This window comes from Corynebacterium sp. MSK195, from assembly GCF_030228885.1.
Taxonomy (GTDB): Bacteria; Actinomycetota; Actinomycetes; order Mycobacteriales; family Mycobacteriaceae; genus Corynebacterium.
This window is the reverse complement of sequence record NZ_JASPGT010000003.1, coordinates 144,737-169,819: the sequence shown is the minus strand read 5'-3', so window position 1 is coordinate 169,819 and position 25,083 is coordinate 144,737. Positions and strand designations below refer to the sequence as shown.

Genomic DNA, 25,083 nt, shown 5'->3' with positions numbered 1-25,083 from the left:
GCTCCTAGTCCTTGGGTGGGAACATCGCATCGGGGCGGTCACCGGTCCACGACAGCAGCGACACCTTGCCCTGCGGCGCGGAACTGTGGGTGCAGGCCTCGGGGGCGCCCATGCCCAGGTCGTGGAAGACGTCCTCGGACGCTTGAGCAGGGTCGACGTCGCCGAAGGGATCCAGGTTCGCGATGCCGCGGGGTGTTTCCGGAGAGGCAGTCGGGATGACGTAGCGGTCATCGTATTTGGCAATAGCCAGCAGGAGGTACATAGCCTCAATGTCCTTGCCGGTCATGCCCACGGCTTGGGCGATCTCCTCCTGCGGCTTATTGCCCAGGTTAATATCGCGCATATAGGAGCGCATGGCGACGAGGCGGCGCAGGGACTTTTCTACCGGCACGGTATCGCCGGCGGTGAAAAGGCCGGCGAGGTATTCCAGTGGAATGCGCATATTCGACAGCGCGGAGAAGAGGATCTTGTGGTCCTCGCCGTCGTTGCCGGTGGCGGTCACCTTGTCCACGATGGGGGACAGCGGCGGGATGTACCAGACCATCGGCAGGGTGCGGTACTCCGGGTGCAGCGGCAGGGCCACGCCGTACTTGAAGATGAGGTCGTAGATGGGGGACTGCTGTGCAGCGTCGATCCAGGAGTGCGGGATTCCCTCGGCCTCGGCGGCGCGAACGACCTCCGGGTCATGCGGATCGAGCATGATGGACTTCTGTGCCTCGAAGAGATCCTGCTCGTTCTCGGTAGCGGCGGCCTCGGCTACGCGGTCTGCGTCGTAGAGGATGACGCCGAGATAGCGCAGGCGGCCCACACAGGTCTCGGAGCATACGGTGGGCTGGCCCACCTCGAGGCGCGGGTAGCACAGGGTGCACTTTTCGGCCTTGCCGGTCTTGTGGTTGAAGTAGACCTTCTTATAGGGGCAGCCAGAGACGCACATGCGCCAGCCGCGGCAGCGATCTTGGTCTACGAGCACGATGCCGTCTTCGGTGCGCTTGTACATCGCGCCGGACGGGCAGGAAGATACGCAGGTGGGGTTCATGCAGTGCTCGCAAATGCGCGGCAGATAGAACATGAACGAATCCTCGATTTCCTTTTTAACCTCGAGGTTCATCTCATGCAGGACTGGGTCACTATCCAGGGTGGCGGTGGAGCCGCCCAGGTTATCGTCCCAGTTGGAAGACCACTCGATCTTGTTGATATCGCGACCATCGATTTGAGATACCGGCTTGGCCGTGGGCTGGGTCTTTTGCCTGGCCTCAGCGCCCATCAGATCTTCGTACTGGTAGGTCCACGGCTCGTAGTAGTCCTGGATGGTGGGCAGGTTCGGGTTATGGAAGAGGGTGGCTAGCTTCTTCAGTCGGCCGCCCGCTTTCGGCTTGAGCTTGCCGGACTTGGTGCGCTCCCAGCCGCCCTTCCACTTTTCCTGGTCTTCCCAGGTGCGTGGGTAGCCAACGCCGGGGCGGGTCTCGACGTTATTGAACCAGATATATTCGGTGCCTTCGCGGTTGGTCCATGCCTGCTTGCAGGTGACCGAACAAGTGTGGCAGCCGATGCACTTGTCCAGATTCATAATCATGGAGATTTGGGCCATGACCTTCATTAGTAGGAAACCTCCTGGGAACGGCGGCGAACGCGGGTGACCTCATCGCGGTTATTGCCGGTGGGGCCGATGTAGTTGAAGTGGTAGGTCAGCTGGCCGTAGCCGCCAGCAATGTGGACCGGTTTGATGGAGATGCGCGTCAGCGAGTTGTGGGTGCCGCCGCGGCGGCCGGTGTGCTCATTGAGCGGGGTGCCGACGGTGCGCTCCTGCGCGTGGTTGCACAGCATCGTGCCCTCCGGAATGCGGTGGGAGACGATGGCACGTGCGGAGACAACGCCATTGCGGTTATAAACCTCGACCCAGTCGTTATCGGTCACGCCAATCTTCTCGGCATCTTTATTGGACATCCAGACCACCTGGCCACCGCGGGAGATGGATAGCACGTGCAGGTTGTCAAAGTACTGCGAGTGGATGGACCATTTATTGTGCGTGGTCAAGTAGCGCAGGGTGACTTCGGCTTCGCCGCGGTCGTTGCGCAGGGTCTCGCCTGGGGCAAACTCGCCGTGCATGTGTACGTGATCCAACGGTGGGCGGAAAATAGGCAGGGATTCGCCGTAGTCCATGTACCAATCGTGGTCGATGTAGTACTGCATACGGCCGGTGAGCGTGTGCCAGGGCTTTTCGAACTCGACGTTGATGGAAAAAGCGGTGTAGCGGCGCTTATTGCGCTTATCCGCGGTCCATTCCGGCGAGGTAATGACTTCCTTCGGCCGCTCCTTGATGTCATCCCAGGTGATGCGCACATCCTCATCGGCGGTGCCCAGCGGGGTGAGGTCTTTGCCCGTGCGGGAAGACAGGTATTCAAAGCCTTGCTTGGCTAGCTCGCCATTGGATACACCCGAAAGGTGCAAAATGGCGTCGATGACCTTGGTGTCCTTGCTCAGGTCCACCAGTTCGCCCATGGAAGTTTCAGAGGTGCCACAGATGAGCTCCAGCTCCTTGACCTGCTTTTCCACGTTAAACTTCGTGCCATGGACTCCGGTGCCCAGCTTGGCCGGCAGCGGGCCGAGGTGCGCCCACTTCTCATAAATCTTGGTGTAGTCACGCTCCACAACATGCAGCTTCGGCATGGTGACACCAGGGATGAGCCCCTGCTTATCGACGTCCGGCACCACACCGTTGGGCATTCCTAGCTCATCCGGGGTGTCATGGTGGCTGGGCTGGGTGATGACATCGCGCTGCACGCCGAGCCACTTGGTGGCTTTATCAGAAAGCGCAGCTGCAAGATCGCGGAAGACCTCGTAGTCAGAGCGCGCCTCCCACGGCGGGTTAATGGCCGCATTGAAGGAGTGCAGGTACGGGTGCATATCCGTCGAGGACATATCGTGCTTTTCGTACCAGGTAGCGGCCGGGAAGATGAGATCCGATACCAGCGTGGTGGAGGTATTGCGGAAGTCCGTGGTCATCATGAGGTCGAGCTTGCCCTTAGGTGCTTCATCGACCCACTTGATGGTGCGCGGGCGATCCTCTGGGGCGAGCTCTTCTGCGGTGGCGTCGGAGTCGATGCCAAGGAGGTGGCGGAGGAAGAACTCCGTGCCCTTCGCCGAGGAACCCAGCAGGTTGGTGCGCCAATTAAGCAGGATGCGCGGCCAGTTCTCTTCTGCAGACGGGTTGTCATACGAGAATTCGAGGCGGCCGCTTTCTAGCTCTTGGACGACGTAGTCATTGATGTCCATGCCGGCTTCCTCGGCCTCGTCAGCGAGGAAGAGCGAGTTGCGGTTGAACTGCGGGTAGGCCGGCATCCAGCCGCGGCGCATGGCCTCGGCCATGGTGTCCGAGACCATCTTATCGCCGATGGAATCGCGCGAGGCCAGGGGCGATCCCAAGTGCGAGGCGCGCGAATTATCGTAGCGATACTGCTCGGTGGCGAAGTAGTAAAAGCCGGTGGTGATCATGTGGCGCGGCGGACGCTGCCAGTCCGTCGCCATCGCCCATTGGGTCCAGCCATTGACGGGTCGGAGTTTCTCCTGGCCCACATAGTGCGCCCAGCCGCCGCCATTGACGCCCTGGGTGCCGCACATAGAGGTCAGTGCCAGGAAGGTGCGGTAGATGGTATCGGCGTGGAAGTAGTGGTTGACGCCAGCGCCCATGATGATTTGGGAGCGGCCCTGGGAATCCGCGGCATTCTGTGCAAACTCGCGGCCAATGCGGATGGCGGCATCCGCCGGAACGCCGGTAAGTTCTTCCTGCCAGGCAGGGGTGCCGACCTCGCTGGCGTCGTGGAAGTCCTTCGGCCATGAGCCCGGCAAGTTGAGGTCGGCGCGGTTGACGCCATAGTGGGCAAGCATGATGTCGAAGACGGTGGTGACCAGTTTGCCATCTACCTCGCGCACCGGCACGCCGCGGTGGACGACGCCCGCGCCAATCGGCTTGCCGGTTCCCACATCTTCCGGATTCGTGTCCAAGTCGAAACGCGGGAAGAGCACCTCGGCGGTGTCGAAGCGGTCGGTCTCTGCGATGGACATTACCGGATCGGCGTTATCGAGCGCGAGGTTCCACTTGGAAGATTCGTTATCCCAGCGGTCAGCCACGGTGCCGCCTGGGTCGACGACGCGACCGTCTTCCTCCATCACGAGGCCACGGTGAGTGGAATTGGGAGTGGAGTTGAGGGAGGCGTCGGCAAGCTGGGCAGCGGTGAGGAACTTGCCCGGGGTGTATGTGCCGTCGCCGTGGTCATCGAGGGCGACGAGGAACGGTGAATCGGTGAACTTGCGCATATAGTTCAGGAAGTACGGTTCCTGGCGGTCCACATGGAAGGTCTTGAGAATGACGTGGCCCATGGCAAAGGCGAGGGCGGCATCAGTGCCCGGCTCGATGCGGGCCCACTCATCGGCGAACTTGGTGTTATCCGCGAAGTCAGGTGAGACCACCACTACCTTGGTGCCCTTATAGCGGGACTCGACCATAAAGTGTGCATCCGGGGTACGGGTGACAGGGATGTTGGAGCCCCACATCATCAGGTAGGACGAGTTGTACCAGTCACCGGATTCTGGAACATCGGTCTGGTCGCCGAAGGTCTGCGGGGACGCCGGCGGCAGGTCGGCATACCAATCGTAGAAGGACAGGGCGACGCCACCGATGGACTGCAAGAAACGCATGCCCGCGCCATAAGAAATCTGGGACATCGCCGGAATCACGGTGAAGCCATTGATGCGGTCAGGGCCGTACTTGCGGATGGTGTACACGTGCGCGGCCGAGGCAATGTCAATGGCCTCTTCATAGGAGATGCGGATGAGCCCGCCCTTGCCGCGCTGGGAGATATAGGCCTGGCGCTTTTCCGGATCCTCCTGGATCGCGCGCCACGCCAAGACGGAGTCTCCGTGCTTGGCCTTTTCCTCGCGGAACATGTCTACCAGTACGCCGCGGGCATACGGGTAGCGCACACGAGTGGGCGAGTAGGTGTACCACGAAAAGGATGCGCCACGAGGACAGCCGCGTGGCTCGTACTCTGGCATGTCATTGCCAGTGGTGGGGTAGTCCACTGCCTGGGATTCCCAGGTGATGACGCCATCTTTGACGTAGACCTTCCACGAACATGAACCGGTGCAGTTCACGCCGTGGGTAGAGCGCACCATCTTGTCGAACGCCCAGCGGTTGCGGTAAAAGACATCCGCCTGGCGCCCGCCCTTGAGGAAGAGTTGCTGGCCAGAGTCAGTGGCTTCGCCCTTGCGCAGGTAGGCGCCGAGCTTGAACAACGGATTCAGTTTGCCGTTTTCGGGGGAGACGTGAGTAGTCAAAGGGTGCTCCTAATTAGCCTGGGAACGGTGCATTGGGGCGGGCGTAGTAAATCCACACCAGGACGGTGGTGATTGCGAAGTAGACAACGCAGCCCCAGAAGAACACGGCTGGTGCCATCATGGATAGCAGTACGCCGACGACGAAGGGGCCGAATGCGCCGATGGCGCCGGTCCAGCCGATGACGCCACCAGCTTGGCGCTTCGGCAAAATCATGGGCATCTGCTTGAAAGTGCCGGCATTGCCGAGACCGGTAAAGAAGAACATGATGAGCATGGAACCCAAGAACCACCAGAACTCATCCGGGCTGGACGGGTTCAAGAACAGCGCGGATACGGCGGTAAAGACGGTCATGCCAAGGCAGCCGATGAAGGTCCAGATAGCGCCACCGTACTTATCGCACAGCGGTCCCCAGAGTGCACGAACTAGCGCACCGATAAGTGGTCCAAGGAAGGCATAAGCCGCGCCATTCGGCAGGTCATCGAAGCTGCCGGCAAACGACGATCCCTCGCCAAAGGTCTGATTGATAAGCAGCGCCATTTGTGCGGCGAAGCCAGAGAATGCACCGAAGGTCATGAAGTAGACAATCGTGAGAATCCAGGTGTTCTTATTGCCAAAGATATCGATCTGCTGGCGGAAGTTGGCCTTAACAGGCACGTCCTTGAGCAGCATCCATGCCAGGATGGCGCCGACGATAGCCCACGGCACGAGGAAGATAGCTGGATTGTGGACGAAAATATCGCCCTTATCGGTGCGCTGCGGGGCCACCATGCCTACGCCGAGCAGGGTAAAGCCCATCAGCCACGGGGCAACCAGCTGGATGAAAGAGATACCGAAGTTACCAATGCCGGCCTGGATGCCCAACGCGGTGCCAGACAGGCGCTTGGGGAAGAAGTAGCCGGTCGAGGGCATGAATCCGGAAAAGACGCCGCCGCCGATGCCGGAAATGAAGGACAGTACTAGCAGCCACCAGTACGGGGTGGATGTATCCTGCACTGCAAAGAACCAGCCCAGCATCGGGATGATAAACAAGAGCGAGGAGAAAAAGACCAGCTTGCGCGTGCCAATCATCGGGGGCAGGAACATGAAGATGAGGCGGAAGATACCGCAGGCCAGGCCCGCAATTGCTGTCAGCCAGTAGAGCTGACCCTTGGAGATATCGAAGCCGATTTGGTTTAGCTGCGGTGCAATCGCGGATACGAGGTACCACGTGGCGAAGCCAATGATGAGAACGAAGGTAGAAATCCAGAGAGTCCGCCAGGCAATTTTGGAGTCCCAGTGCTCGGAATCTTCTGGATCCCAGCCTTGGATGACTTTGCCTGAGGTATCGAGAGTAGTCATGAGTTCCTCACAAGTCGTAGGTCTGTGACTCGTAATCTACCTGCAGCTAAGCTGTGGGGAGTAAAATAAACCGGAAAACACCGTTTTAATTACGGCATATTGATGTTGCGTAATTCTGGCCCCGAATGGTCATTGCAGGTTAGCCCGCCGCGTAGTATTGGATTGCGTGCATGACTAGGGTTTGTGAATTTTGTCACCGTGAGATGGGGGAGAGAAGTAGACAAATATGGAACGGACAAGCGTCAGCATAATTCTTAGTTCCGACCGTGTATTGTCCGGGCAAAAATCGGGCAAGGCGGGGGAACGCGCGCGGGAGATGTGTGAAGAATTTTCCGCTTCTGTACGGGCGGTTGAGGTAGTACCAGAAGGCGCAGGGCCTGTGGAATCCGCGTTGAAGACTGCTCTTCGCGCAGGCAGCGACGTCATTGTCATCATTGGCGGAACGGGACTTGGCCGTACTAACTTCACCCCGGAAGTGACCGAGAAGTATATCTCGGCCCGGTTACACGGTCTGGAGACGCAAGTGCTTTTGCGCGGCTTAGAGTCATCCGCGAAGGCGGGGCTTTCGCGAGGAATTATCGGGATGACCGAGCACGGTGGAGGCAGCCTTGTGGTCAATACCGCATCCTCAGTGGGGGCGGTTGAGGACACTCTCGGGGTGGTTCTGCCTCTGCTGCCGGACATCTTCCGGTCTTGTCGATAGTTGCGCTCGATCCCGCCCTTCGCGCTCACCAGCGACCGTTCGTGGTCACATTTCATGTCCACCGTGAGCGCAAAGGGCGGGTTTGTGTATCGACGGGAGATTGTCCACCCCTCGCGCTCACTGGGGCGGCGATTTCGCGCTTGCTGCGGCTCCCAGTGAGCGCGAAGGGAGGGGAGGCGGAGACTTCTCCCTTGGCGGTCACCGGCGGAAGTGGAGGACTAGCCGAGCGGCTGCCGGTGAGCGCGAAGGGCGGTGTGGGGAGGGAACGCAGGAACCTCGCGCAGCTCCGCACGGGTGTCGTAGTCGCGTTCGGCGCCGGTGCCGGGAATCTCGATGAAGTTGGCGCCACGGATGAGGCGGCGGACGGAGACGTTCCGAGTCGTAGGAAGGGATTCGAGCTGAGAGTGGAGCGCGCGAGCGCGCCAGAGGGAACACAGCGGCTGGAGGGATCCGTCGGCGGCACGGGTGAGGACGGCATCGGCCGAGGAGGAGACGAGGGCCGAGTGCAGGCGGGGAAGCAGTAGCGGCGAATCGGGGGCATCCACGGCGAAGAGGGCGAGCTCGGAGCAATGGGATAACGCCTGGGCGCCGGCCGCGATGCCGGCGACGGGACCACCGTAGAGCGGTGACTCGCATACCTGGGGCACGCCGAGGCGATGTGGGGAGACGGCCACGGTCGGGGTGCCGTAGGGAAGCTGGGCGAGCAGGCGGTCGATAAAGCGCGTGCCGTGGACAAAAAGGGAGGCCTTATCGGCGCCGCCCATGCGCCTGCCGTGGCCGCCGGCGAGGATGACCGCGCCGAGCATTAGGACTCCGGGAGGGTGCGGGACCAGTCCCCGGAGCGGCCCCCGGATTTCGCCACGATTCCGCAGCGGCGGATATACGCGGAGCGGTCCACGCCCTTGACCATGTCGATGATGGCGAGCGCGGAAACGTTCACGGCCGTCAGCGCCTCCATTTCCACGCCGGTGCGGTCGGCGGTGCGGACGGTGGCGGAGATGGACACGTGGTCGTCGGCAAGCGTGAGCTCTACCGCGCAGCCGTGCACGCCGATGGTGTGTGCCAGCGGAAGTAGCTCGGGGACCTTCTTGGCGGCCGAGATTCCAGCAATGCGGGCTACTGCGAGGACATCGCCCTTGGGCACGGTGCCATCGCGCAAGGCGGTCATGACCTCCGGGGAGCAGGCGACCTCGCCCTCAGCGGTGGCGGTGCGCACGGTGGGCTGCTTCTCGGTGACGTCGACCATGTAGGCGGCGCCGTCAGTGTTCAGGTGGGTAAATTCCATGGTTGCTCCTTAATACAGATAAACGGTGATGTCCTCGCCCATGGCCGGCGGCTCGGAGTCGATGAGGCAAAAGCCATTGGTGCCGGCCAGCGACACAACACGGTGGCTGCCGTGGGGCAGGTGCGAGGTGATGGCGGGCGCTGCCTGAAAGTCTACGGTGACCGGAACAATGGTCGGCCGGCCGCGGGAGGCGGGAAGGGGCGAATCCACCCGGGCGCGCAGGTTGACTCGCTGGCGTGGCGCGGGGTGTCCGGAAAGTGCGGCGATAAGGGGACGGGCATAGAGCTGAAAATCGACGAAGGCTGCCACAGGGTTTCCGGGCAAGCACAGAACCGGGGCGTCATCCCACAGGGAGTAGCCCTGCGGGGCACCCGGGCGCTGGTCGACGTGCCCGAACCACGCGGATTCCGTGCGCCCGAGTACGGTGTGGACGACGTCGAAGGCGCCGGCTGATACTCCACCTGAGGTGATGATGAGGTCGTGGGAGGTGGCAAGCTCATCCAGCGCAGAGGTTAGGTCCGCAGGGGCATCACCCACGTGGACGTGTGCGTCTGCACCAGAGAGAGCGGAGAGCATCGGGCCATTGGAATCCGGCAGCTGGCCGGGGGCGAGCTGCGCTGGGGAAGAGACGAGTTCTTCGCCGGAAGAAATCACCGCGATGCGCGGGCGCCGGTAGGCCGCGACGGAATATACGCCGGCGGAGTTGAGGGCGGCGATGACGGCGGCATCGATAAGCGTGCCGGCGGTGGCGACTGGCGCGCCGGGCTGGATGTCCTCGCCGGCGGGGCGGATATGCGACTTGGCGGGGGCCTCCGTGATGGTGACCTCGTCCGGAAGTGCTACGGGGCCGGCCGGGGTGGTGGTGTTTTCGACTGGGACGACGAGCATCCCTGCGGTATCGGCCACGGGGGCGCCGGTCATGATGCGGACGGCGTGGCCGGCGGGCACATCGATGGGAGCCGCGCCGGCCGGTACATCGCCGGCGACGGGGAGGGTCCACGGTGCGGAGGAAGAAAGATCCGCGGCATGGACGAGGAAGCCATCCATCGCTGAATTGGCATGGGGTGGCACGGGAAAGCGCGCGGTGGCGTCGGCGGCGAGGATGCGGCCGATGAGGGAGGCATCGACTGGTGCGGACTCGGCCGGTGGCGTGGAAGCCAGCGCGAGTACGGCGTCGAGGTGCGCGGAGATGCTGCGGGGCGTGGACATAAGACTCAGGTTAGCCGCCGATGGCGGACATCGGGCGGTCTGGTTGGAGAAAGCCCTCGTCGTCGATGCCGTGACCGGGCTTTTTGCTCCACATTTCCCCGGCCCAAGCCTCCATGATGTCCTCATCGCTCGCGCCGGAGCGCAGCAGGGCTCGCAGTGGGGTTTCGGAATTGCCAAAGAGGCAATTGCGAATGGCGCCGTCGGTAGTAAGGCGGGTGCGGTCGCAATCGCCGCAGAAGGGGTGGGTGACCGAGGCAATGATGCCCAGCGTGCCGCGCGTGCCGTCCGGAGCGCTGACCTCCCATAGGGCGGCGGGGGCGGAACCGCGTGGTTCGCGTGCCGGCGCCATAGAAAAGTGGGTGCGCAGGCGGGCGAGGATATCCTCGGCCGTGACCATGTCCTCGCGGCGCCACTGCTCGCGGGGACCAAGCGGCATCTGCTCGATGAAGCGGAGCTGGGCGCCGTGGTGGACGGCATAGTCCGCCAGTGGAACGATGTCTTCTTCGTTGACCCCGGGCATGACTACGGCGTTGATCTTGATGGGATGCAGGCCCGCGGCATCCGCGGCGGCGATGGCCTGCAACACGTGGTCGAGCCGATCGCGGCGGGTGAGCGCGGCGTAGCGCTCACGGTCGATGGTGTCGAGCGAGATATTGATGCGGTCGAGCCCGGCCGCGGCGAGGGCGCCGGCGCGCTTTTCCAAACCGAGTCCGTTGGTGGTCAGCGCAGTGGATGGGGAGCGGCCTTGGTCGGTGCGCAGCTGTTTGGTCGCGGCAATAATTTTCTCCAGCGACTTGCGCAGCAGGGGCTCGCCGCCGGTAAAGCGCACTTGGCGGATGCCTAGCTTGCCGACGCCTATCCGGATCAGCCGGATGGTTTCCTCATCGCTCAAGGTTTGTTCTGTGGGCATCCACTCCAAGCCTTCGGCCGGCATGCAATAGGTGCAGCGCAGGTTGCAGCGATCCGTCAGCGAGACGCGCAGGTCACGGGCCTGGCGCCCATAGCGATCCAACAGTGCGCGCGTGCCATCAGTGGCCGGTGCAGGCAGATCCGCCGGCGGTTTCGCTCGGCCCACGGTAGGCAGGGGCAGGGGAACCACGGGCTGCTGGAAGGAAGAGGTCATTGGTGCCAGTCTAAGAGAGGGGACGAGGTACACCAAGCTGCAACGGCGACTGATGCGAATTTATTCCTATTTTTCCCGGCTTAAATCGGTGGCGTTGGTGGCATCGAGGCGCTGGGATTCACCTGGGCCCTTGAGCCGGATGATGTTGTACTCGCCTTCTGCCAGGTGGGCGCGCAAGTCTTTCTTGTCGAACTTGCCCACGGATGTCTTATCGATGGACTTCACAAAGGTCCAATACTCCGGCAGCATCCAGCTCGGCAGTTCCTTGCGCATGCTGGCGCGCAGGCGCTCTGCGGTTTCGATGGTGGGCGAGGCGCCCTCGGCCAATACTGTGACGGCGAGTGGGCGTTCGACCCATTGCTTATCGGGGTAGCCAATCACGGCGGCCTCGACGACAAGCTCGTCAGACATGATGAGGTTTTCTAGCTGTACGGAATAGATCCATTCGCCGCCGGAGCGAATGACATCGCGGGCGCGGTCCTCCACGGTAAGGAAGCCGTCCTTGGTAACAGAGCCGACGTCGCCAGTGCGCAGCCAGCCATCGGCGGTGAACTTATCCTCCGCGGCCTCGACTTGCTTGCCGCGGAATTCGGAGGCGATTTCGCCCGGCTCAGCGGTGGGCGAGTGGTAGTAGGAACCGGTGACCAGGTTGCCGCGCACCTGCAGCTCGCCGGCATTGCGGTCGGTGCGGGCGACGACTTGCCCATCGTTGACCACGCGGTATTCCAGTGAGGCGGGGATGCGACCTTGGGATACGCGGTAGGCCCAGCGGGTATCGCCGGAGGCGCCCTGGGGCGGGCGGGCAACGCTGCCCACGGTGGAGGTTTCCACCATGCCCCACACGTGGACCACATCGACGCCGTAGCGCTCCTCCCACATCTTGATCAGCGTCGGCGGGACGGGGGAGCCGCCGGCGTAGATCTCGGTGAGCGTCATGCGCTCTGGTGGATGGTGCATGTAGTGGACAAAGAGCTGGATCCAGATGGTAGGCACGCCGTGTGCCACGCGCGGAGAGGTAGCGGCGATGGCCTTGGCAAGGGTGGGGGCGGACACGTCGGCGTCGGGAAGCACCAGCGGGGTGCCCGTCATGAAACAGGTGAAGGGAACGCCCCAGCTGAGCACGTGGCAGATGGGAATGCAGCACAGGAAGGTCTCGCCGTGGGTAATGCACAGCGAGTCCGAGGAACGCAGCTGCATGGCCTCCAAATAGAGGGACCGGTGCGAATACAGCACTCCCTTGGGGGCACCCGTGGTGCCCGTGGAATAGCACAGCGCCGCGGCCGTGCGCTCATCTAGCTCGGGCCAGTCATAGACGGTAGAGCGGCCGTCGATAAGAGCCTCGTAGGAATACACCTCAACCCCGCGGGGGAAAAGGTGGGCAAACTGCTGCGCTGGTTGGGCGCCGGTGATGATGACGCTTCCCACGGAGTCGGTGCCCACGAGCACCTTGCCTAGCTGTTGCGCTAAGCGGGGATCGCACACGATGGCGGAGATTTCCGCATGGTTAATAATGTGGCGAATCTGGTCATTCATCAGCTGTTTATTCAGCGGGGCAAAAATCGCGCCCTTGCAGGCGGTGCCGAACATTACCTCCAAGTGCTCGGCGCAATTCCACATAAAGCTGCCCACGCGCTCATCGCTGGTGATACCCAATTCATCGTGAATGGCGTGGGCGAACGCGGCGGCGCGGGCAGCGATATCGCGGAAGGTAACTTCCTCGGCCGGATCGAATTCCGAGCCGGTGCCCTCACCGTGCCAAGTAGTAACCGTGGTGTCCCCGTGTACCGAGGCACCGTATTCCAAAATGCGGGTCAGGGAGAGGGGGATATCCATCATCGTGGAAAGCATGCCTCTACTGTAGCGGTGTCATGGTGCGGGCGTTGCGCCCTATGCGTTATACTTGTTCGCGACTGGTAGGAAACCGGAAAGTTTTAGCTCCCCTTTCCTATGCATTCGGGCCCAGAGAAGTATTTTGCCCGCAGTCGTTTCTTGATTTCTTCCGGTTCGCGCACTAGCTGTGCGAAGTCTCCACAAGGACACGGAAGAGGCCTCATACTTATTGCCCGGCAGGGCGCGCATGCGCCTTGGCACGAGGGCGAGAAGTCCTAGAAAAATACACATTGGCTTCCAGTGCAACGCCGCGAGCATAGGCTGCGGCGGCTCCCGCATAATCGGACCTGGTCAAGCAACGAAAGGATATCCGTGAGCGAAACGGACAACACCGCAGCACAGGATCTTGCATCCCTGAAGCTGCCGGAATTGCGCAAAATGGCCGCAGAGCGCGGCCTACGTGGTGTCTCTGCCCTGCGCAAGGGGGATCTCATCACCGCCATCAAGACCGGAAAGGTCCCGCCTAAGGCCAAGGCCAAGGTGGAAAAGGCCGCTCAGGTAGAAAAGGCGGAAAGGGCAGAGAAGCCTGAGAAGGCAGATAAGCCGCAGGAAAATGCGCCGCACAAGGCGGAAAAGCAGGAAGAATCCAGCGAGAAGCAGGATAACCGCCAGCAGGGCTCTGGCGAGGAGCAGCGCTATGAGTCGCGCTCCCAGGCCCGCCGCGCTCGCCGCAACCGCGCCCGCCGCCAAGAGCGTCAAGAGCGCCAGGAACGGCAAGAGCGCGAGGAGCGTAACCGCAACGAGGAGCAGGGCGGCACAAAGGACAACCGCGATAATAACTCCCAGGACGGCTCCGATAATCAGGGCGAGAAGAATGACCGTGGCGATAATAAGCAGCGCGGCAACCGCCATGAGGACAACAATAACCACGAGCGCGGCAACCGCCGTGGGCGCCGCAACCGCCGCAACCGCCGCGGCCGCGGCAATAACAATGACAATAATGGCGGCAACGATTTGCAGGTTCGCGAGGGCGATGAGCTGCAGGCCGTCGGCGGCATCTTGGACGTCGTAGACAATAATGTCGCCTTCCTGCGCACCACGGGCTACCGCGCCGCGGCTTCCGACGTCTTTGTCAACAACGGCATCGTCCGCCGCCTAGGCCTGCGTTCCGGTGACGCCATCACCGGCCAGGTCAAGGTTTCCGGACCAACGCATACGCACGGCAATGGCCGCAACCGTCGCAAGTACAACCAGCTAGTACAGGTCGATACCGTCAACGGCATCGACCCGGAAGGCGCAAAGCAGCGCCCGCACTTTAATAAGCTCACCCCGCTGTATCCGAATAAGCGCTTGCGTTTGGAAACGGATCCGAAGATCCTTACCACCCGCGTCATTGACCTCATCATGCCGATTGGTAAGGGCCAGCGCGCGCTTATCGTCTCCCCGCCAAAGGCCGGTAAGACGACGATTCTGCAGAATATCGCCAACGCGATTTCTACCAATAACCCGGAGTGCTACCTCATGGTCGTTCTCGTAGACGAGCGCCCTGAGGAAGTTACGGACATGCAGCGCTCCGTTAACGGTGAGGTTATTGCCTCCACCTTTGACCGCCCGCCATCAGAGCACACTTCCGTGGCGGAGCTGGCTATCGAGCGCGCCAAGCGCCTAGTGGAGCAGGGCAAGGACGTCGTGGTCCTGCTGGATTCCATTACCCGCCTGGGCCGCGCCTATAACAATTCCTCTCCGGCTTCTGGCCGCATTCTCTCCGGCGGTGTGGACTCCAATGCGCTCTACCCGCCAAAGCGCTTCCTGGGTGCCGCCCGCAATATCGAAGAAGGCGGCTCGCTGACGATTATCGCCACCGCCATGGTGGAGACCGGCTCTACCGGCGATACCGTCATCTTCGAGGAATTCAAGGGAACGGGCAACGCCGAGCTGAAGCTGGACCGTGGCATCTCTGAGCGCCGCGTCTTCCCAGCCGTGGACGTTAACCCTTCCGGTACTCGTAAGGACGAGCTGCTGCTCGTACCAGAGGAAGCACGCATCATGACCAAGCTGCGTCGCATCCTCTCCGCCCTGGATTCCCACCAGGCCATTGACCTGCTCATTAAGCAGCTGAAGAAGACCCGCTCCAATGGTGAGTTCTTGATGCAGGTGGCCTCCTCGGCCCCGATGGCTGCGGATAAGGATGAAGAAGATTATGTCTAATCAGGTTTCGCTCGTTGATGACATCGTGTCCGAGTACCAGGGCATTGAGATGCAGATGGCCGATCCGGAAGTTGCCGGCGACCAGAAGCAATTCCGCAAGCTTTCCAAGCGCTACGCGGAGCTGCGACCCATCATCATGGTCAATGATGAGCTGGCTCAGGCGCGCGAGGATCTCGCTGATGCTAAGGAGATGGCCTATGAGGACCATGACTTCCAGGAAGAAGCAGACCGCCTAGAAAAGTCCGTGGAGAGCTTGGAAGAAAAGCTCGCTGACCTGCTCGCGCCGCGCGATGAGCAGGATTCCGAGGACATCATTATGGAAATTAAGGCCGGCGCGGGCGGCGAAGAAGCGGCCCTCTTTGCCGGCGACTTGGCCCGTATGTACGAGCGCTATGCGGATAAGACGGGCTTTAACTGGGAGGTCTTGGGCCTCAATGAGTCCGATCTCGGCGGCGTGAAGGATATGACCATTTCCTTCCGCTCCAAGTCCCCGTCGCGCGATGGTGCATGGTCCGTATTCAAGTTTGAGGGCGGCGTGCACCGTGTGCAGCGTGTACCGGTTACCGAATCCCAGGGCCGCATTCAGACCTCTGCCGCCGGCGTGCTGGTTTACCCGGAGCCGGAAGAGGTCGAGTCTGTCAATATCGATGACAAGGATATTCGCGTCGATGTTTACCGTTCCTCCGGTAAGGGCGGTCAGGGCGTGAACACCACCGACTCCGCGGTGCGTATTACCCACCTGCCCACCGGGCTTATCGTGACCTGCCAGAAGGAGCGTTCCCAGATTCAGAATAAGGCGCGTGCGCTGCAGGTGCTGCAGGCCCGTCTGGATCAAATGGAGCGCGAGGCCCGCGAGGCCGAGGCCGGCGAGCAGCGCGCCTCCCAGGTGCGCACCATGGACCGTTCCGAGCGCATCCGCACCTATAACTGGCCGGAAAACCGCATCACGGATCACCGCATTGGTTACAAGGCCAATAACTTGGACTCTGTGCTGAACGGTGACATGAATGACCTTATTAAGGCCTTGCAGGACCAAGAGCGCGCCGAGCGCCTCGAGGCCGAGGGCTAAACCAGCGTGGATAACACGTATGGACAGGCGCTGCGCCGCGGGGTGCAGCGCCTTCGTGCTGCCGGGGTGGCCAGCCCTGAGTGGGATGCACGCATCATGGCCGCGCACCTCATCCACTGCGGCCACATGGATATCCCGCTCGATCAGGCTCCTATGCCCGGCTTCGACGTGGCCTATGATGCGCTGCTGCGCCGCCGGGAAGCCCGCGAGCCTTTGCAGTACGTCCTTGGCAGCGCCTGGTTCGGACCGCTGGAGCTCAAGGTGGGCCCCGGCGTGTTCATCCCGCGGCCGGAGACCGAGGTTATGGCGGACTGGGCGGTGCGCAACGCGGACGGCCCGCGGCTGGTAGATCTGTGCACCGGCACGGGCGCGTTGGCGCTCTACCTCCACCACTATCTGCCTGACGCGCAGGTGAAGGCAGTGGAGTTTGCCGACGCCGCCCTGGCCTACACCCACACCAATGTCCGTAACACCGGGGTAGAGGTCATTCAGGCCGATGCCACGGCCGACGATACTTTGGCGGACTGGAATGGGACCGTGGACCTGCTCGTGACCAACCCGCCCTACGTGCCAGAGACCCCGGATCTTGATCCCGAGGTCTATCATGACCCGCATAACGCGGTTTTTGCCGGAGCGGATGGGATGGGGGTCATCACCGGCCTCATCCCGACCATTGCGCGCCTTGTGCGCCCGGGCGGCAAGCTAGCCATCGAACACGACGACTCCACGAGCGAGGCCGTCCAAGCCGCATTGGCCCGACACGGCGGCTTCGAACAGATCGCCGCGCTGCAGGACCTGACGGGAACGCCCCGCTTTGTCACTGCGGTGCGCGGGGTAGACTAAGACACCATTAAGGGCAAGAAGGGGAAAAGATTATGCAAGGAAAGATTTTTAACTGCGCCGATGATGCCGAGCGCGAAGAGGGCATGAATATTGCGGTCAAGGCTGCGCAATCCGGTCGCCTTGTGGTCATGCCCACCGATACGCTCTACGGCCTCGGCTGCGATGCCTTTGATAATGATGCCGTAGCCAACCTCTTGGCCACCAAGCAGCGCGGCCCGGATATGCCGGTGCCGGTTTTGGTGGGGTCCTGGGATACCGTTCGCGGTCTGGTTGCTTCCTATACGGATACTGCGCGTGACTTGGTGGAGGCCTTCTGGCCCGGTGGCCTGTCCATCGTCGTCCCGCAAGCGCCGTCCCTGCCGTGGAACCTCGGCGATACCCGCGGCACCGTGATGCTGCGCATGCCGTTGCATCCCATTGCCATCGAGTTGCTGCGCGAGGTTGGCCCCATGGCTGTCTCCTCCGCCAATATTTCTGGCCACCAGCCGCCAACCACGGCGCTTATGGCCAAGCAGCAGCTTGGTAAAGCCGTGACGGTTTACTTGGACGGGGGAGAGACGGCCGTCGGTAAGCCCTCGACCATCATTGATCTCTCCGGCGAGCGCCCGTATCTGCTGCGAGAAGGGGCACTCTCGGCCGAGGAAATCGGCGAGGTCATTGGCGTCGACGCGCAGACCCTGCGTACCCGCCCACAGGCTTAAGGGAGGAATGCGCGTGAGCGGCAGTGGTGTACCGCTGCGCGAGCTGGCCCTCGTCATCCTCGTCGCAGCAGCATTTACGTATCTCACCACCGGCGTGGTGCGCTCCGTTTTGGTGCGCACCGGCCGCGTGGCGGAGATTCGCCTGCGCGACGCCCACACGCAGCCCACCCCGCGTATGGGTGGGGTGGCCATGTTTACCGGCTTCGCCGCGGCGATATTCCTCGCAGCCCAGCTTCCAGCCTTGACTCGGGGCTTTATGCCCGTCACTCCGGAGATGAATGCGGTGCTCTGGGCGGCCCTAGCGCTCGTCCTTGTCGGAGTGGTTGATGACTTGGTGGAACTGAGTGCCATAGTGAAGCTTTTTGGCCAGCTCTTTGCGGCCACCTTGATGAGCGGGCTGGGCCTTACCTGGACGCTGCTTTTCATCCCCTTTGGCGGCGGCACCACGGTCGTCCTGGACCAATTGCAAAGCACCCTGCTTACCGCATTCTTTACCGTTCTGCTGATCAATGCCATCAACTTTGTCGACGGCCTCGATGGCCTAGCGGCAGGCCTTGGCATGATTGCGGGCGGGGCAATTCTGGTCTTTTCCTTGACCGTTCTCCATGACCAGGGTGGTGCGGTATCGGCCTATCCGCCGGCCATTATCAGTGCCGCGCTGGTGGGTATGTGCGCCGGCTTCTTGCCGCATAACTTTGAACCGTCCCGCATCTTCATGGGGGATTCTGGGTCGATGCTTATTGGTCTCTTGCTCGCTGCGGCCTCGACTTCCGCGTCTGGCAAGATCAACATGTCGCTTTACGGCACGGTGGACATTGTTGCCTTGATGTCGCCCATCATCGTGGTGGTCGCGGCGGTGTTTATTCCAGTCCTGGACCTTGTCTGGGCTGTAATTCGCCGCCTGTCCCAAGGGCGCTCACCGTTTTCTGCAGATAAGGCGCACATCCATCACCGCCTACTCTCGCTCGGCCATACCCACCGCCGGACCGTGCTGGTTCTTTACCTGTGGGTCTCCGCCGTAGCCTTCGGCGCGGTGTCCTTTTCCATCGTGCCCGCACCCGTGGCCATTGGCGTCACCATCGTTGCTTTGCTCCTCGCGTTCGCGGCGACCCTCGTGCCTTTGCGCCAAGGAAAGATTGGGCCTGCCGCGCGAGAGACCGTCGTGGTGAAGGAATCCGAGCCCTCGTGAGGTAGGGTGTGTAGCCGTGAGTGAAGCACAAGCGACTACGCAACCCTCGGAATTTGATGACCACCGCCGTCCCATGCAAAGGGCGGTCAAGCTGGGCGGCCTAGCCCTGCTGGTTATCACGGTGGTCTCCTTAGCCGTCTGGGGCGGTATCAGTGGTCTCCCCGGCATTTGGGGAGTCCTGGTCGGTGCCGCTATCGGTGGCGGCTTCGTCTTGTTTACCGCCTTGTCGGTCTTGCTGACCGCCAATACCACTCCTGCCAACACCATGGCCGTGGTGCTGGGCGGTTGGCTGCTCAAGGTCATCGTCTTGGTCATGGTGCTTCTCGTAATCCGAGATATGGATTTCTATGACACCTTGGCGCTATTTGTAACCGTCATGCTGGCACTTTTTGCCACTTTGGGCACGGAGGTGTGGGCCGTCGTCACCTCGCGGGTCACGTACGTCTCGTAGCAGGGAAGTGGCCTTTGTTGGGGCCCACCGCTTTTCTGGAAGGAAAGGTGGTGGGCCCTTTTGCTGTGTGCTCATGCAATCGTTTCTGGCGTGGTTACCCCCGTCAAGGTGGGGAAATAGGCAAGTGTGATGAACTCCACGTAGCAGGATTTAGGCAGAATGTGGCCTTTTTGTTGTGAATTTGTGGCGGAATTGAGCCCACAGTGGCGAAACTGGGCTCGTTAGTGGCCCCCCACGTGCGAAAACTCTTGATCTAACTGATACGCTTTTCTTCGGGTTACCGCGGGCTAGCGCAAAAGCTGGCTTTCGCAGCGGTGAATCCCTGTCTTGCGCACGCTGATGTGCGACGGAGTCCGTGTGTGAGGCAGAGAGTTTGAGACGTCCATCGCACCACACGGCCTTCGACAAGCTGTGTGGCCCGAACACGGGAGAGAACGCTGAGCGTTACAACATTGGCCATGAAGGGTAGCTTCCACGCACCCGAACTGGACCCAGAATTTTTCCCGGGGCACGTAACCGATGATGGCGGAGTCGTTGACCTCTGGTTGAGCGATTTTGCCAACGGTTGGTTCGCTTTGGATCGCATCATGCTCGTTCGCCTTCTGATGGCGGCCGTGCTGGTGCTCCTATTTGTTGTCGCCTTCAGGAACCCCAAGCTGGTTCCTAAAGGAATTCAAAACGTAGGCGAGCATGCGATTGACTTCGTGCGAGTTCAGATCGCAGAAGACATCTTGGGCAAGAAGGAAGGACGTCGCTTCCTTCCACTTTTGGCCTCTATCTTCTTTGCAGTTTTGTTCTGGAACCTCACAACTATTGTGCCGGGTCTGAACATTTCTCCGAACGCCCGTATCGGTATGCCAATCGTCTTGGCAGCTGTCGCGTATATCGCCATGATTTACGCCGGCGCTAAGCGCTATGGCTTTGGCAAGTTCATCAAGTCCTCGGTGGTTATTCCTAACCTGCCGCCGGCCTTGCACATTCTTGTCGTGCCGATTGAGGCTTTCTCTACGTTTGTTATGCGCCCAGTCACCCTGGCTCTTCGTCTTATGGCGAACTTCCTGGCTGGTCACCTCATTTTGGTCCTGTTGTACTCGGCTACGAACTTCTTCTTCTTCCAGTTCAACGCCTGGACCGCAGTGGGTGGCTTGACCCTGGTCGCAGCGGTTCTGTTCACGCTTTACGAGCTTATCGTCATCTTCCTGCAGGCATACATCTTTGCCCTGCTGACGGCGGTATACATCGAATTGTCGTTGCATGCAGATTCGCACTAACAACAACGCGAACCTCGCGGTTAACTAAATACCCCAAAATCAAACCAACACCGCCCCGCAGGACACTCCCGCGGGATATACATTGAAAGGGAACGACTTTCACATGAACGAGATCATCCTGGCTCAGGACGCAGCAACCACCTCCTTCGACGGCCTTCAGTCCCTCGGCTACGGCCTGGCCACCATCGGCCCGGGCCTGGGCATCGGCATCCTCGTTGGCAAGACCGTTGAGGGCATGGCACGCCAGCCTGAGATGGCCGGCCAGCTGCGTACCACCATGTTCCTGGGTATCGCCTTCGTTGAGGCACTTGCCCTCATCGGCCTCGTTGCAGGCTTCCTGTTCTAAAGAACGCTTTACACAAGTAAATCGAACTTTAAGAACGGAGACCCATGAACAACGTCATTTACTACCTTGCAGCAGAAGGAAGTGAGCACCTGCCGCTGGAGAGCGGCAACTCCATCCTCCTGCCCAAGATGTACGACTTGGTCTGGTCGATCATTCCGTTCGCCATCATCCTGATTGTGTTCTGGAAGTTTGTTCTTCCGGCGTACAACAAGATGCTGCAGGAGCGTGAAGACCGGATCGAGGGCGGCTTGAAGCGTGCCAAGGCCCAGCAGGCCGAGGCTAAGGCCGCTCTGGAAAAGTACAATGCTCAGCTGGCCGACGCCCGTGCAGAGGCAGCCGAGATCCGCGAGCAGGCGCGCGAGCGCGGTAAGCAGATTGAGGCCGAGGCTAAGACCAACGCGGAAGAAGAGTCCCGCCGCATCGTCGCCAATGGCGAGAAGCAGCTGGAGGCTTCCCGCTCGCAGGTTGTTACTGAGCTGCGTTCCGAAATGGGCCAGAACTCCATCAACCTGGCGGAGAAGATTCTGGGCGGCGAGCTTTCCGACGCCTCTAAGAAGTCCTCCACCATTGATGGCTTCTTGTCCGAGCTCGACTCTGTGGCACCGGCCGGAAAGTAGGCAACTATGAAGGCAGCTAGCCGCGAAGCACTCGCAACCTCACAAACCCGCTTGGATGAAATCCTGGCAGGCGACAACAACGTCGCCACCGCCGCGCAGGCGGGCCTGGATATCTTTGAGGTTGTCGATGTCTTGGATGCTGACCGCGAATTGCGCGTCGCATTCACCGATATCGCCGCCCCGAGCGAGGCACGCAAGTCCCTAGCAGAGACCCTGTTCGGCTCCAAGATTTCCGATGGCGCCTTGCGCATCATCCAGGAAGCTGCGGCCGCACAGTGGTCCACCCCGAAGGACTTTGTCAAGGGATTGGTGTCCCTGGGCCGCCGCGCATTGCTGCGCGGTGCTGAGGCGCAGGGTCAGCTGGGCCAGGTAGAAGACGAGCTCTTCCGCCTGTCTCAGATCCTTGACCGTGAGGGCGAGCTCACCCAGCTGCTTTCCGACCGAACTGCTGATTCCGCCCGCAAGCGCGGATTGCTGGCAAACGTGCTCTACGGCAAGGTCACGATGTTTACTGAGGCCCTCGTGCTTCAGGCCATCTCCCGCCCAGAGCAGAACCCGATCGATGACGTAGCCGCACTGGCCGATACTGCAGCTGATCTGCAGGACCGCACCATTGCGCGCGTTACCGCAGCGGGTGAACTAAACGAAGGCCAGCAAGCAGTACTCGCTGAGAAGCTGGGCAAAATTTATGGTCGTGCGATGTCCATTCACTCTGAGGTTGACACCAGCCTCCTCGGTGGCATGCGCATCCGCGTCGGCGATGAAGTCATTGATGGCTCCACGGCAGGCAAGATTGCCCGCCTGCGTGCCCAGATGGCGTAGCCGAAACGACAGAAACGATTTAAGTAAGTGCTGGAAGATACTACCGAGAGCAGGAAGAACATGGCGGAGCTGACGATCTCCTCCGACGAGATCCGTAGTGCGATTGCGAACTACACCTCGAGCTACTCCGCGGAGGCCTCCCGTGAGGAGGTCGGCGTGGTCATTTCGGCAGCTGACGGTATTGCGCAGGTTTCTGGCCTGCCATCCGTTATGGCGAATGAGCTGCTCGAGTTCCCAGGCGGCGTGATTGGCGTCGCACAGAACCTCGACACCAACTCCATCGGTGTTGTGGTCCTGGGCAACTTCGAGTCCCTCAAGGAGGGCGACGAGGTTAAGAGGACCGGCGAGGTTCTCTCCATCCCAGTGGGCGAGGAATTCCTCGGCCGCGTAATTAACCCATTGGGTCAGCCGATCGACGGCATGGGCCCAATCAACGCTGAAGAGGAGCGCGTCCTCGAGCTGCAGGCACCATCCGTGCTGCAGCGCCAGCCGGTTGAAGAGCCAATGCAGACCGGCATCAAGGCTATCGACGCAATGACCCCGATCGGTCGCGGCCAGCGCCAGCTGGTCATCGGTGACCGTAAGACCGGTAAGACCGCGGTCTGCATCGATACCATTTTGAACCAGAAGGCTAACTGGGAGTCCGGCGACAAGGATAAGCAGGTACGCTGCATCTACGTCGCGATCGGCCAGAAGGGATCGACCATCGCTGGCGTGCGCCGCACCCTTGAGGAGCACGGCGCACTGGATTACACCACCATCGTGGCCGCACCGGCTTCCGATTCCGCCGGCTTCAAGTGGCTGGCACCGTTCTCCGGTGCAGCGCTGGGTCAGCACTGGATGTACCAGGGCAACCACGTCCTGGTTATCTATGATGACCTGACCAAGCAGGCTGAGGCCTACCGTGCCATTTCCTTGCTGCTGCGCCGTCCGCCGGGACGCGAGGCATACCCAGGCGATGTGTTCTACCTGCACTCCCGCCTGCTGGAGCGTGCTGCAAAGCTTTCCGACGACATGGGTGCTGGCTCCATGACCGCCCTACCGATCATCGAGACCAAGGCAAACGACGTCGGCGCCTTCATTCCGACCAACGTCATTTCCATTACTGACGGCCAGGTCTTCCTGGAGTCCGACCTGTTTAACCAGGGCGTTCGCCCGGCTATTAACGTCGGTGTTTCCGTCTCCCGTGTCGGTGGCGCTGCACAGACCAAGGGCATGAAGAAGGTCGCCGGTAATCTGCGTCTGGACCTGGCTTCCTACCGTGACCTGCAGGCCTTCGCTGCGTTCGCATCTGACCTGGACGCCGCTTCCAAGGCTCAGCTGGAGCGCGGTTCCCGTCTGGTCGAGCTGCTGAAGCAGTCCGAGTCCTCCCCGCAGCCGGTGGAGTACCAGATGGTGTCCATTTACCTCGCCGAGGCTGGCATCTTCGACGTCGTTCCCGTTGAAGACGTCCGCCGCTTCGAGGACGAGGTACACGAGTACCTCAACGCCAATACCCCAGAGGTCTTTGAGCAGATTTCCGGTGGCAAGCCGCTGACCGATGAGTCCAAGGACGCATTGGTTGCGGCAGCTAAGGACTTCCAGCCGACCTTCCGCACCTCCGAGGGCCATAACCTGGGCTCCGAGGCACCGGTAGAGCCTTTGGACGAAAGCGACGTAAAGAACACCGAGCTCAACGTCTCCCGCAAGACGGCTAAGTAGAGTTCAGAACTCACAACTAACCGTCTAGATTAAAGAAGGGAGGAGAAACGATGGCTAATCTTCGCGAACTACGTGACCGCATCCGGTCCGTCAATTCGACTAAGAAGATCACCAAGGCCCAGGAGCTCATTGCTACCTCGCGCATTACCAAGGCGCAGGCTAGGGTAGAGGCCTCTCAGCCGTACGCGGCTGAGATGACCAGCATGATGAACAAGCTGGCTGCGGCTTCTACGTTGGAGCATGACATGCTGCGTGAGCGTGAAGACGGAAACGTCGCCGCCATCCTCGTGGTCACTTCTGACCGTGGTATGTGCGGTGGCTATAACAACAACGTCTTCAAGAAGGCGGCACAGCTGCAGGCTCTCCTGGAAAGCAAGGGCTACGAGGTAGTTCGCTACGTTACTGGTAATAAGGGCATCGGCCACTACAAGTTCCGCGAGGACGAAGTAGTGGGCAGCTGGGGCGGTTTCTCTCAGGATCCAACCTGGGAGACCACCCACGATGTGCGCCGTCACTTGATTGATGGCTTTATTGCTGGTTCTCATGGCACTACCAAGGGCCGCGACGGCCTGCATGCGCAGGGTGAGGGCGCCGGTGTACGTGGCTTTGACCAGGTACACGTTGTCTACACCGAGTTTGAGTCCATGCTGACCCAGACCGCGCGTGCTCAGCAGCTGTTGCCAGTTCAGCCGGTCATTCAGGATGAGGAGTATCACCTCGGTGACTCCGCTCTGACTGACGCCGAGTCTGCGGACGATGTTGCCGCAGGATTCGAGTTTGAGCCAGACGCAGATACGCTGATGGAAGCGCTGCTTCCGCAGTACGTCTCGCGTATCCTGTTTGCTATGTTCTTGGAAGCTTCTGCTTCCGAGTCCGCTGCACGCCGTACAGCTATGAAGTCTGCTACTGACAACGCAACCGAGATGGTCGAGGACCTCTCTCGCGTGGCTAACCAGGCCCGTCAGGCACAGATTACCCAGGAAATTTCAGAGATCGTCGGTGGCGCTGGCGCGCTATCTGACAGCGCAGAAAGTGACTAGAT

The 25,083-nt window shown here is 61.0% G+C and carries 21 protein-coding genes; 13 read left to right on the top strand and 8 right to left on the bottom strand.

Features of this window, described 5'->3' with window-relative positions; all coding sequences use genetic code 11:
* Window positions 1–4: 4 nt before the first annotated feature.
* Genes narH through QP909_RS04340 form a run of 3 tightly spaced genes read right to left on the bottom strand, consistent with a single transcriptional unit; the run spans window position 5 to window position 6,673 of the window.
* Entirely contained in the window at window positions 5–1,597 is a 1,593-nt protein-coding gene (gene narH, locus QP909_RS04350; RefSeq protein WP_284766286.1) for a nitrate reductase subunit beta, read from the bottom strand.
* The gene (locus QP909_RS04345) at window positions 1,597–5,334 is read right to left on the bottom strand and encodes a nitrate reductase subunit alpha (protein ID WP_284766285.1); all 3,738 of its coding nucleotides are present in this window, start codon (window positions 5,332–5,334) and stop codon (window positions 1,597–1,599) included. The genes narH and QP909_RS04345 overlap by 1 nt, the downstream gene beginning before the upstream one ends.
* 13 nt (window positions 5,335–5,347) lie before the next feature.
* On the bottom strand, window positions 5,348–6,673 hold the full coding sequence (locus tag QP909_RS04340) for a nitrate/nitrite transporter (RefSeq protein WP_239277959.1): 1,326 nt from the start codon (window positions 6,671–6,673) through the stop codon (window positions 5,348–5,350).
* A gap of 226 nt (window positions 6,674–6,899) precedes the next feature.
* Here QP909_RS04340 and QP909_RS04335 point away from each other — a divergent pair, with 226 nt between their 5' ends.
* Window positions 6,900–7,376 (top strand): molybdopterin-binding protein, encoded by a 477-nt coding sequence (locus QP909_RS04335; RefSeq protein ID WP_284766284.1) that lies wholly within the window; start codon window positions 6,900–6,902, stop codon window positions 7,374–7,376.
* A 218-nt stretch (window positions 7,377–7,594) separates the two neighbouring features.
* On the opposite strand, the gene mobA is transcribed toward QP909_RS04335, so the two are convergent.
* The 5 genes from mobA to QP909_RS04310 form a co-directional block, all read right to left on the bottom strand.
* The gene (mobA, locus tag QP909_RS04330) at window positions 7,595–8,182 is read right to left on the bottom strand and encodes a molybdenum cofactor guanylyltransferase (RefSeq protein WP_284766283.1); all 588 of its coding nucleotides are present in this window, start codon (window positions 8,180–8,182) and stop codon (window positions 7,595–7,597) included.
* The gene (gene moaC / locus QP909_RS04325; protein ID WP_284766282.1) at window positions 8,182–8,661 is read right to left on the bottom strand and encodes a cyclic pyranopterin monophosphate synthase MoaC; all 480 of its coding nucleotides are present in this window, start codon (window positions 8,659–8,661) and stop codon (window positions 8,182–8,184) included. Before moaC ends, mobA begins: the two co-directional genes overlap by 1 nt.
* A gap of 9 nt (window positions 8,662–8,670) precedes the next feature.
* Entirely contained in the window at window positions 8,671–9,870 is a 1,200-nt protein-coding gene (locus tag QP909_RS04320; protein WP_284766281.1) for a molybdopterin molybdotransferase MoeA, read from the bottom strand.
* A 10-nt stretch (window positions 9,871–9,880) separates the two neighbouring features.
* The gene (moaA, locus tag QP909_RS04315) at window positions 9,881–10,993 is read right to left on the bottom strand and encodes a GTP 3',8-cyclase MoaA (protein WP_284766280.1); all 1,113 of its coding nucleotides are present in this window, start codon (window positions 10,991–10,993) and stop codon (window positions 9,881–9,883) included.
* A 66-nt stretch (window positions 10,994–11,059) separates the two neighbouring features.
* Window positions 11,060–12,841, bottom strand: coding sequence for a long-chain fatty-acid--CoA ligase (locus tag QP909_RS04310; protein WP_284766279.1), 1,782 nt, complete (start codon window positions 12,839–12,841; stop codon window positions 11,060–11,062).
* 354 nt (window positions 12,842–13,195) lie between these two features.
* On the opposite strand from QP909_RS04310, the gene rho reads away from it, so the two are divergent.
* From rho to QP909_RS04250, 12 genes are all read left to right on the top strand, one after another.
* Window positions 13,196–15,031: a transcription termination factor Rho gene (gene rho, locus QP909_RS04305; protein ID WP_284766278.1), complete on the top strand. Its 1,836-nt coding sequence runs from the start codon at window positions 13,196–13,198 to the stop codon at window positions 15,029–15,031.
* Window positions 15,024–16,100, top strand: a complete 1,077-nt coding sequence (gene prfA, locus QP909_RS04300; protein WP_284766276.1) for a peptide chain release factor 1 — start codon at window positions 15,024–15,026, stop codon at window positions 16,098–16,100. The genes rho and prfA overlap by 8 nt, the downstream gene beginning before the upstream one ends.
* A 6-nt stretch (window positions 16,101–16,106) precedes the next feature.
* The gene (gene prmC / locus QP909_RS04295) at window positions 16,107–16,943 is read left to right on the top strand and encodes a peptide chain release factor N(5)-glutamine methyltransferase (RefSeq protein ID WP_284766275.1); all 837 of its coding nucleotides are present in this window, start codon (window positions 16,107–16,109) and stop codon (window positions 16,941–16,943) included.
* 32 nt (window positions 16,944–16,975) lie between these two features.
* On the top strand, window positions 16,976–17,644 hold the full coding sequence (locus QP909_RS04290; RefSeq protein ID WP_005327639.1) for an L-threonylcarbamoyladenylate synthase: 669 nt from the start codon (window positions 16,976–16,978) through the stop codon (window positions 17,642–17,644).
* A gap of 13 nt (window positions 17,645–17,657) precedes the next feature.
* Window positions 17,658–18,833, top strand: a complete 1,176-nt coding sequence (locus QP909_RS04285) for an MraY family glycosyltransferase (RefSeq protein WP_239277970.1) — start codon at window positions 17,658–17,660, stop codon at window positions 18,831–18,833.
* Window positions 18,834–18,906: 73 nt separating this feature from the next.
* Complete coding sequence (locus QP909_RS04280) at window positions 18,907–19,284, top strand: Cg1360 family ATP-synthase-associated protein (protein WP_239273018.1); 378 nt, start codon at window positions 18,907–18,909, stop codon at window positions 19,282–19,284.
* A gap of 458 nt (window positions 19,285–19,742) precedes the next feature.
* Window positions 19,743–20,555, top strand: coding sequence for a F0F1 ATP synthase subunit A (gene atpB, locus QP909_RS04275; RefSeq protein WP_049361382.1), 813 nt, complete (start codon window positions 19,743–19,745; stop codon window positions 20,553–20,555).
* Window positions 20,556–20,658: 103 nt separating this feature from the next.
* Window positions 20,659–20,901, top strand: coding sequence for an ATP synthase F0 subunit C (locus tag QP909_RS04270; protein ID WP_049361381.1), 243 nt, complete (start codon window positions 20,659–20,661; stop codon window positions 20,899–20,901).
* A 44-nt stretch (window positions 20,902–20,945) separates the two neighbouring features.
* Window positions 20,946–21,518: a F0F1 ATP synthase subunit B gene (locus QP909_RS04265; RefSeq protein ID WP_179386381.1), complete on the top strand. Its 573-nt coding sequence runs from the start codon at window positions 20,946–20,948 to the stop codon at window positions 21,516–21,518.
* 6 nt (window positions 21,519–21,524) lie between these two features.
* Window positions 21,525–22,340, top strand: a complete 816-nt coding sequence (locus tag QP909_RS04260) for a F0F1 ATP synthase subunit delta (RefSeq protein WP_239191482.1) — start codon at window positions 21,525–21,527, stop codon at window positions 22,338–22,340.
* A gap of 60 nt (window positions 22,341–22,400) precedes the next feature.
* A complete protein-coding gene (gene atpA, locus QP909_RS04255; protein ID WP_023021750.1) occupies window positions 22,401–24,041 on the top strand; it encodes a F0F1 ATP synthase subunit alpha in 1,641 nt (546 codons plus the stop codon).
* Between the two features lie 50 nt (window positions 24,042–24,091).
* Window positions 24,092–25,081 carry a F0F1 ATP synthase subunit gamma gene (locus tag QP909_RS04250; RefSeq protein ID WP_284766274.1) on the top strand — a complete coding sequence of 330 codons (990 nt, stop codon included), beginning with the start codon at window positions 24,092–24,094 and terminating at the stop codon, window positions 25,079–25,081.
* Window positions 25,082–25,083 lie beyond the last annotated feature (2 nt).

Bases quoted from the DNA above. Each gene is read 5' to 3' on its own strand.
- QP909_RS04265 (WP_179386381.1), top strand. From the start codon at position 20,946: ATGAACAACGTCATTTACTACCTTGCAGCAGAAGGAAGTGAGCACCTG.
- QP909_RS04320 (WP_284766281.1), bottom strand. From the start codon at position 9,870: ATGTCCACGCCCCGCAGCATCTCCGCGCACCTCGACGCCGTACTCGCG.
- QP909_RS04270 (WP_049361381.1), top strand. From the start codon at position 20,659: ATGAACGAGATCATCCTGGCTCAGGACGCAGCAACCACCTCCTTCGAC.
- narH (WP_284766286.1), bottom strand. From the start codon at position 1,597: ATGAAGGTCATGGCCCAAATCTCCATGATTATGAATCTGGACAAGTGC.
- QP909_RS04335 (WP_284766284.1), top strand. From the start codon at position 6,900: ATGGAACGGACAAGCGTCAGCATAATTCTTAGTTCCGACCGTGTATTG.
- moaA (WP_284766280.1), bottom strand. From the start codon at position 10,993: ATGACCTCTTCCTTCCAGCAGCCCGTGGTTCCCCTGCCCCTGCCTACC.
- prfA (WP_284766276.1), top strand. From the start codon at position 15,024: ATGTCTAATCAGGTTTCGCTCGTTGATGACATCGTGTCCGAGTACCAG.
- QP909_RS04260 (WP_239191482.1), top strand. From the start codon at position 21,525: ATGAAGGCAGCTAGCCGCGAAGCACTCGCAACCTCACAAACCCGCTTG.
- QP909_RS04340 (WP_239277959.1), bottom strand. From the start codon at position 6,673: ATGACTACTCTCGATACCTCAGGCAAAGTCATCCAAGGCTGGGATCCA.
- QP909_RS04250 (WP_284766274.1), top strand. From the start codon at position 24,092: ATGGCTAATCTTCGCGAACTACGTGACCGCATCCGGTCCGTCAATTCG.
- atpB (WP_049361382.1), top strand. From the start codon at position 19,743: ATGAAGGGTAGCTTCCACGCACCCGAACTGGACCCAGAATTTTTCCCG.
- QP909_RS04310 (WP_284766279.1), bottom strand. From the start codon at position 12,841: ATGCTTTCCACGATGATGGATATCCCCCTCTCCCTGACCCGCATTTTG.
- moaC (WP_284766282.1), bottom strand. From the start codon at position 8,661: ATGGAATTTACCCACCTGAACACTGACGGCGCCGCCTACATGGTCGAC.
- QP909_RS04280 (WP_239273018.1), top strand. From the start codon at position 18,907: ATGCAAAGGGCGGTCAAGCTGGGCGGCCTAGCCCTGCTGGTTATCACG.
- atpA (WP_023021750.1), top strand. From the start codon at position 22,401: ATGGCGGAGCTGACGATCTCCTCCGACGAGATCCGTAGTGCGATTGCG.
- mobA (WP_284766283.1), bottom strand. From the start codon at position 8,182: ATGCTCGGCGCGGTCATCCTCGCCGGCGGCCACGGCAGGCGCATGGGC.
- QP909_RS04290 (WP_005327639.1), top strand. From the start codon at position 16,976: ATGCAAGGAAAGATTTTTAACTGCGCCGATGATGCCGAGCGCGAAGAG.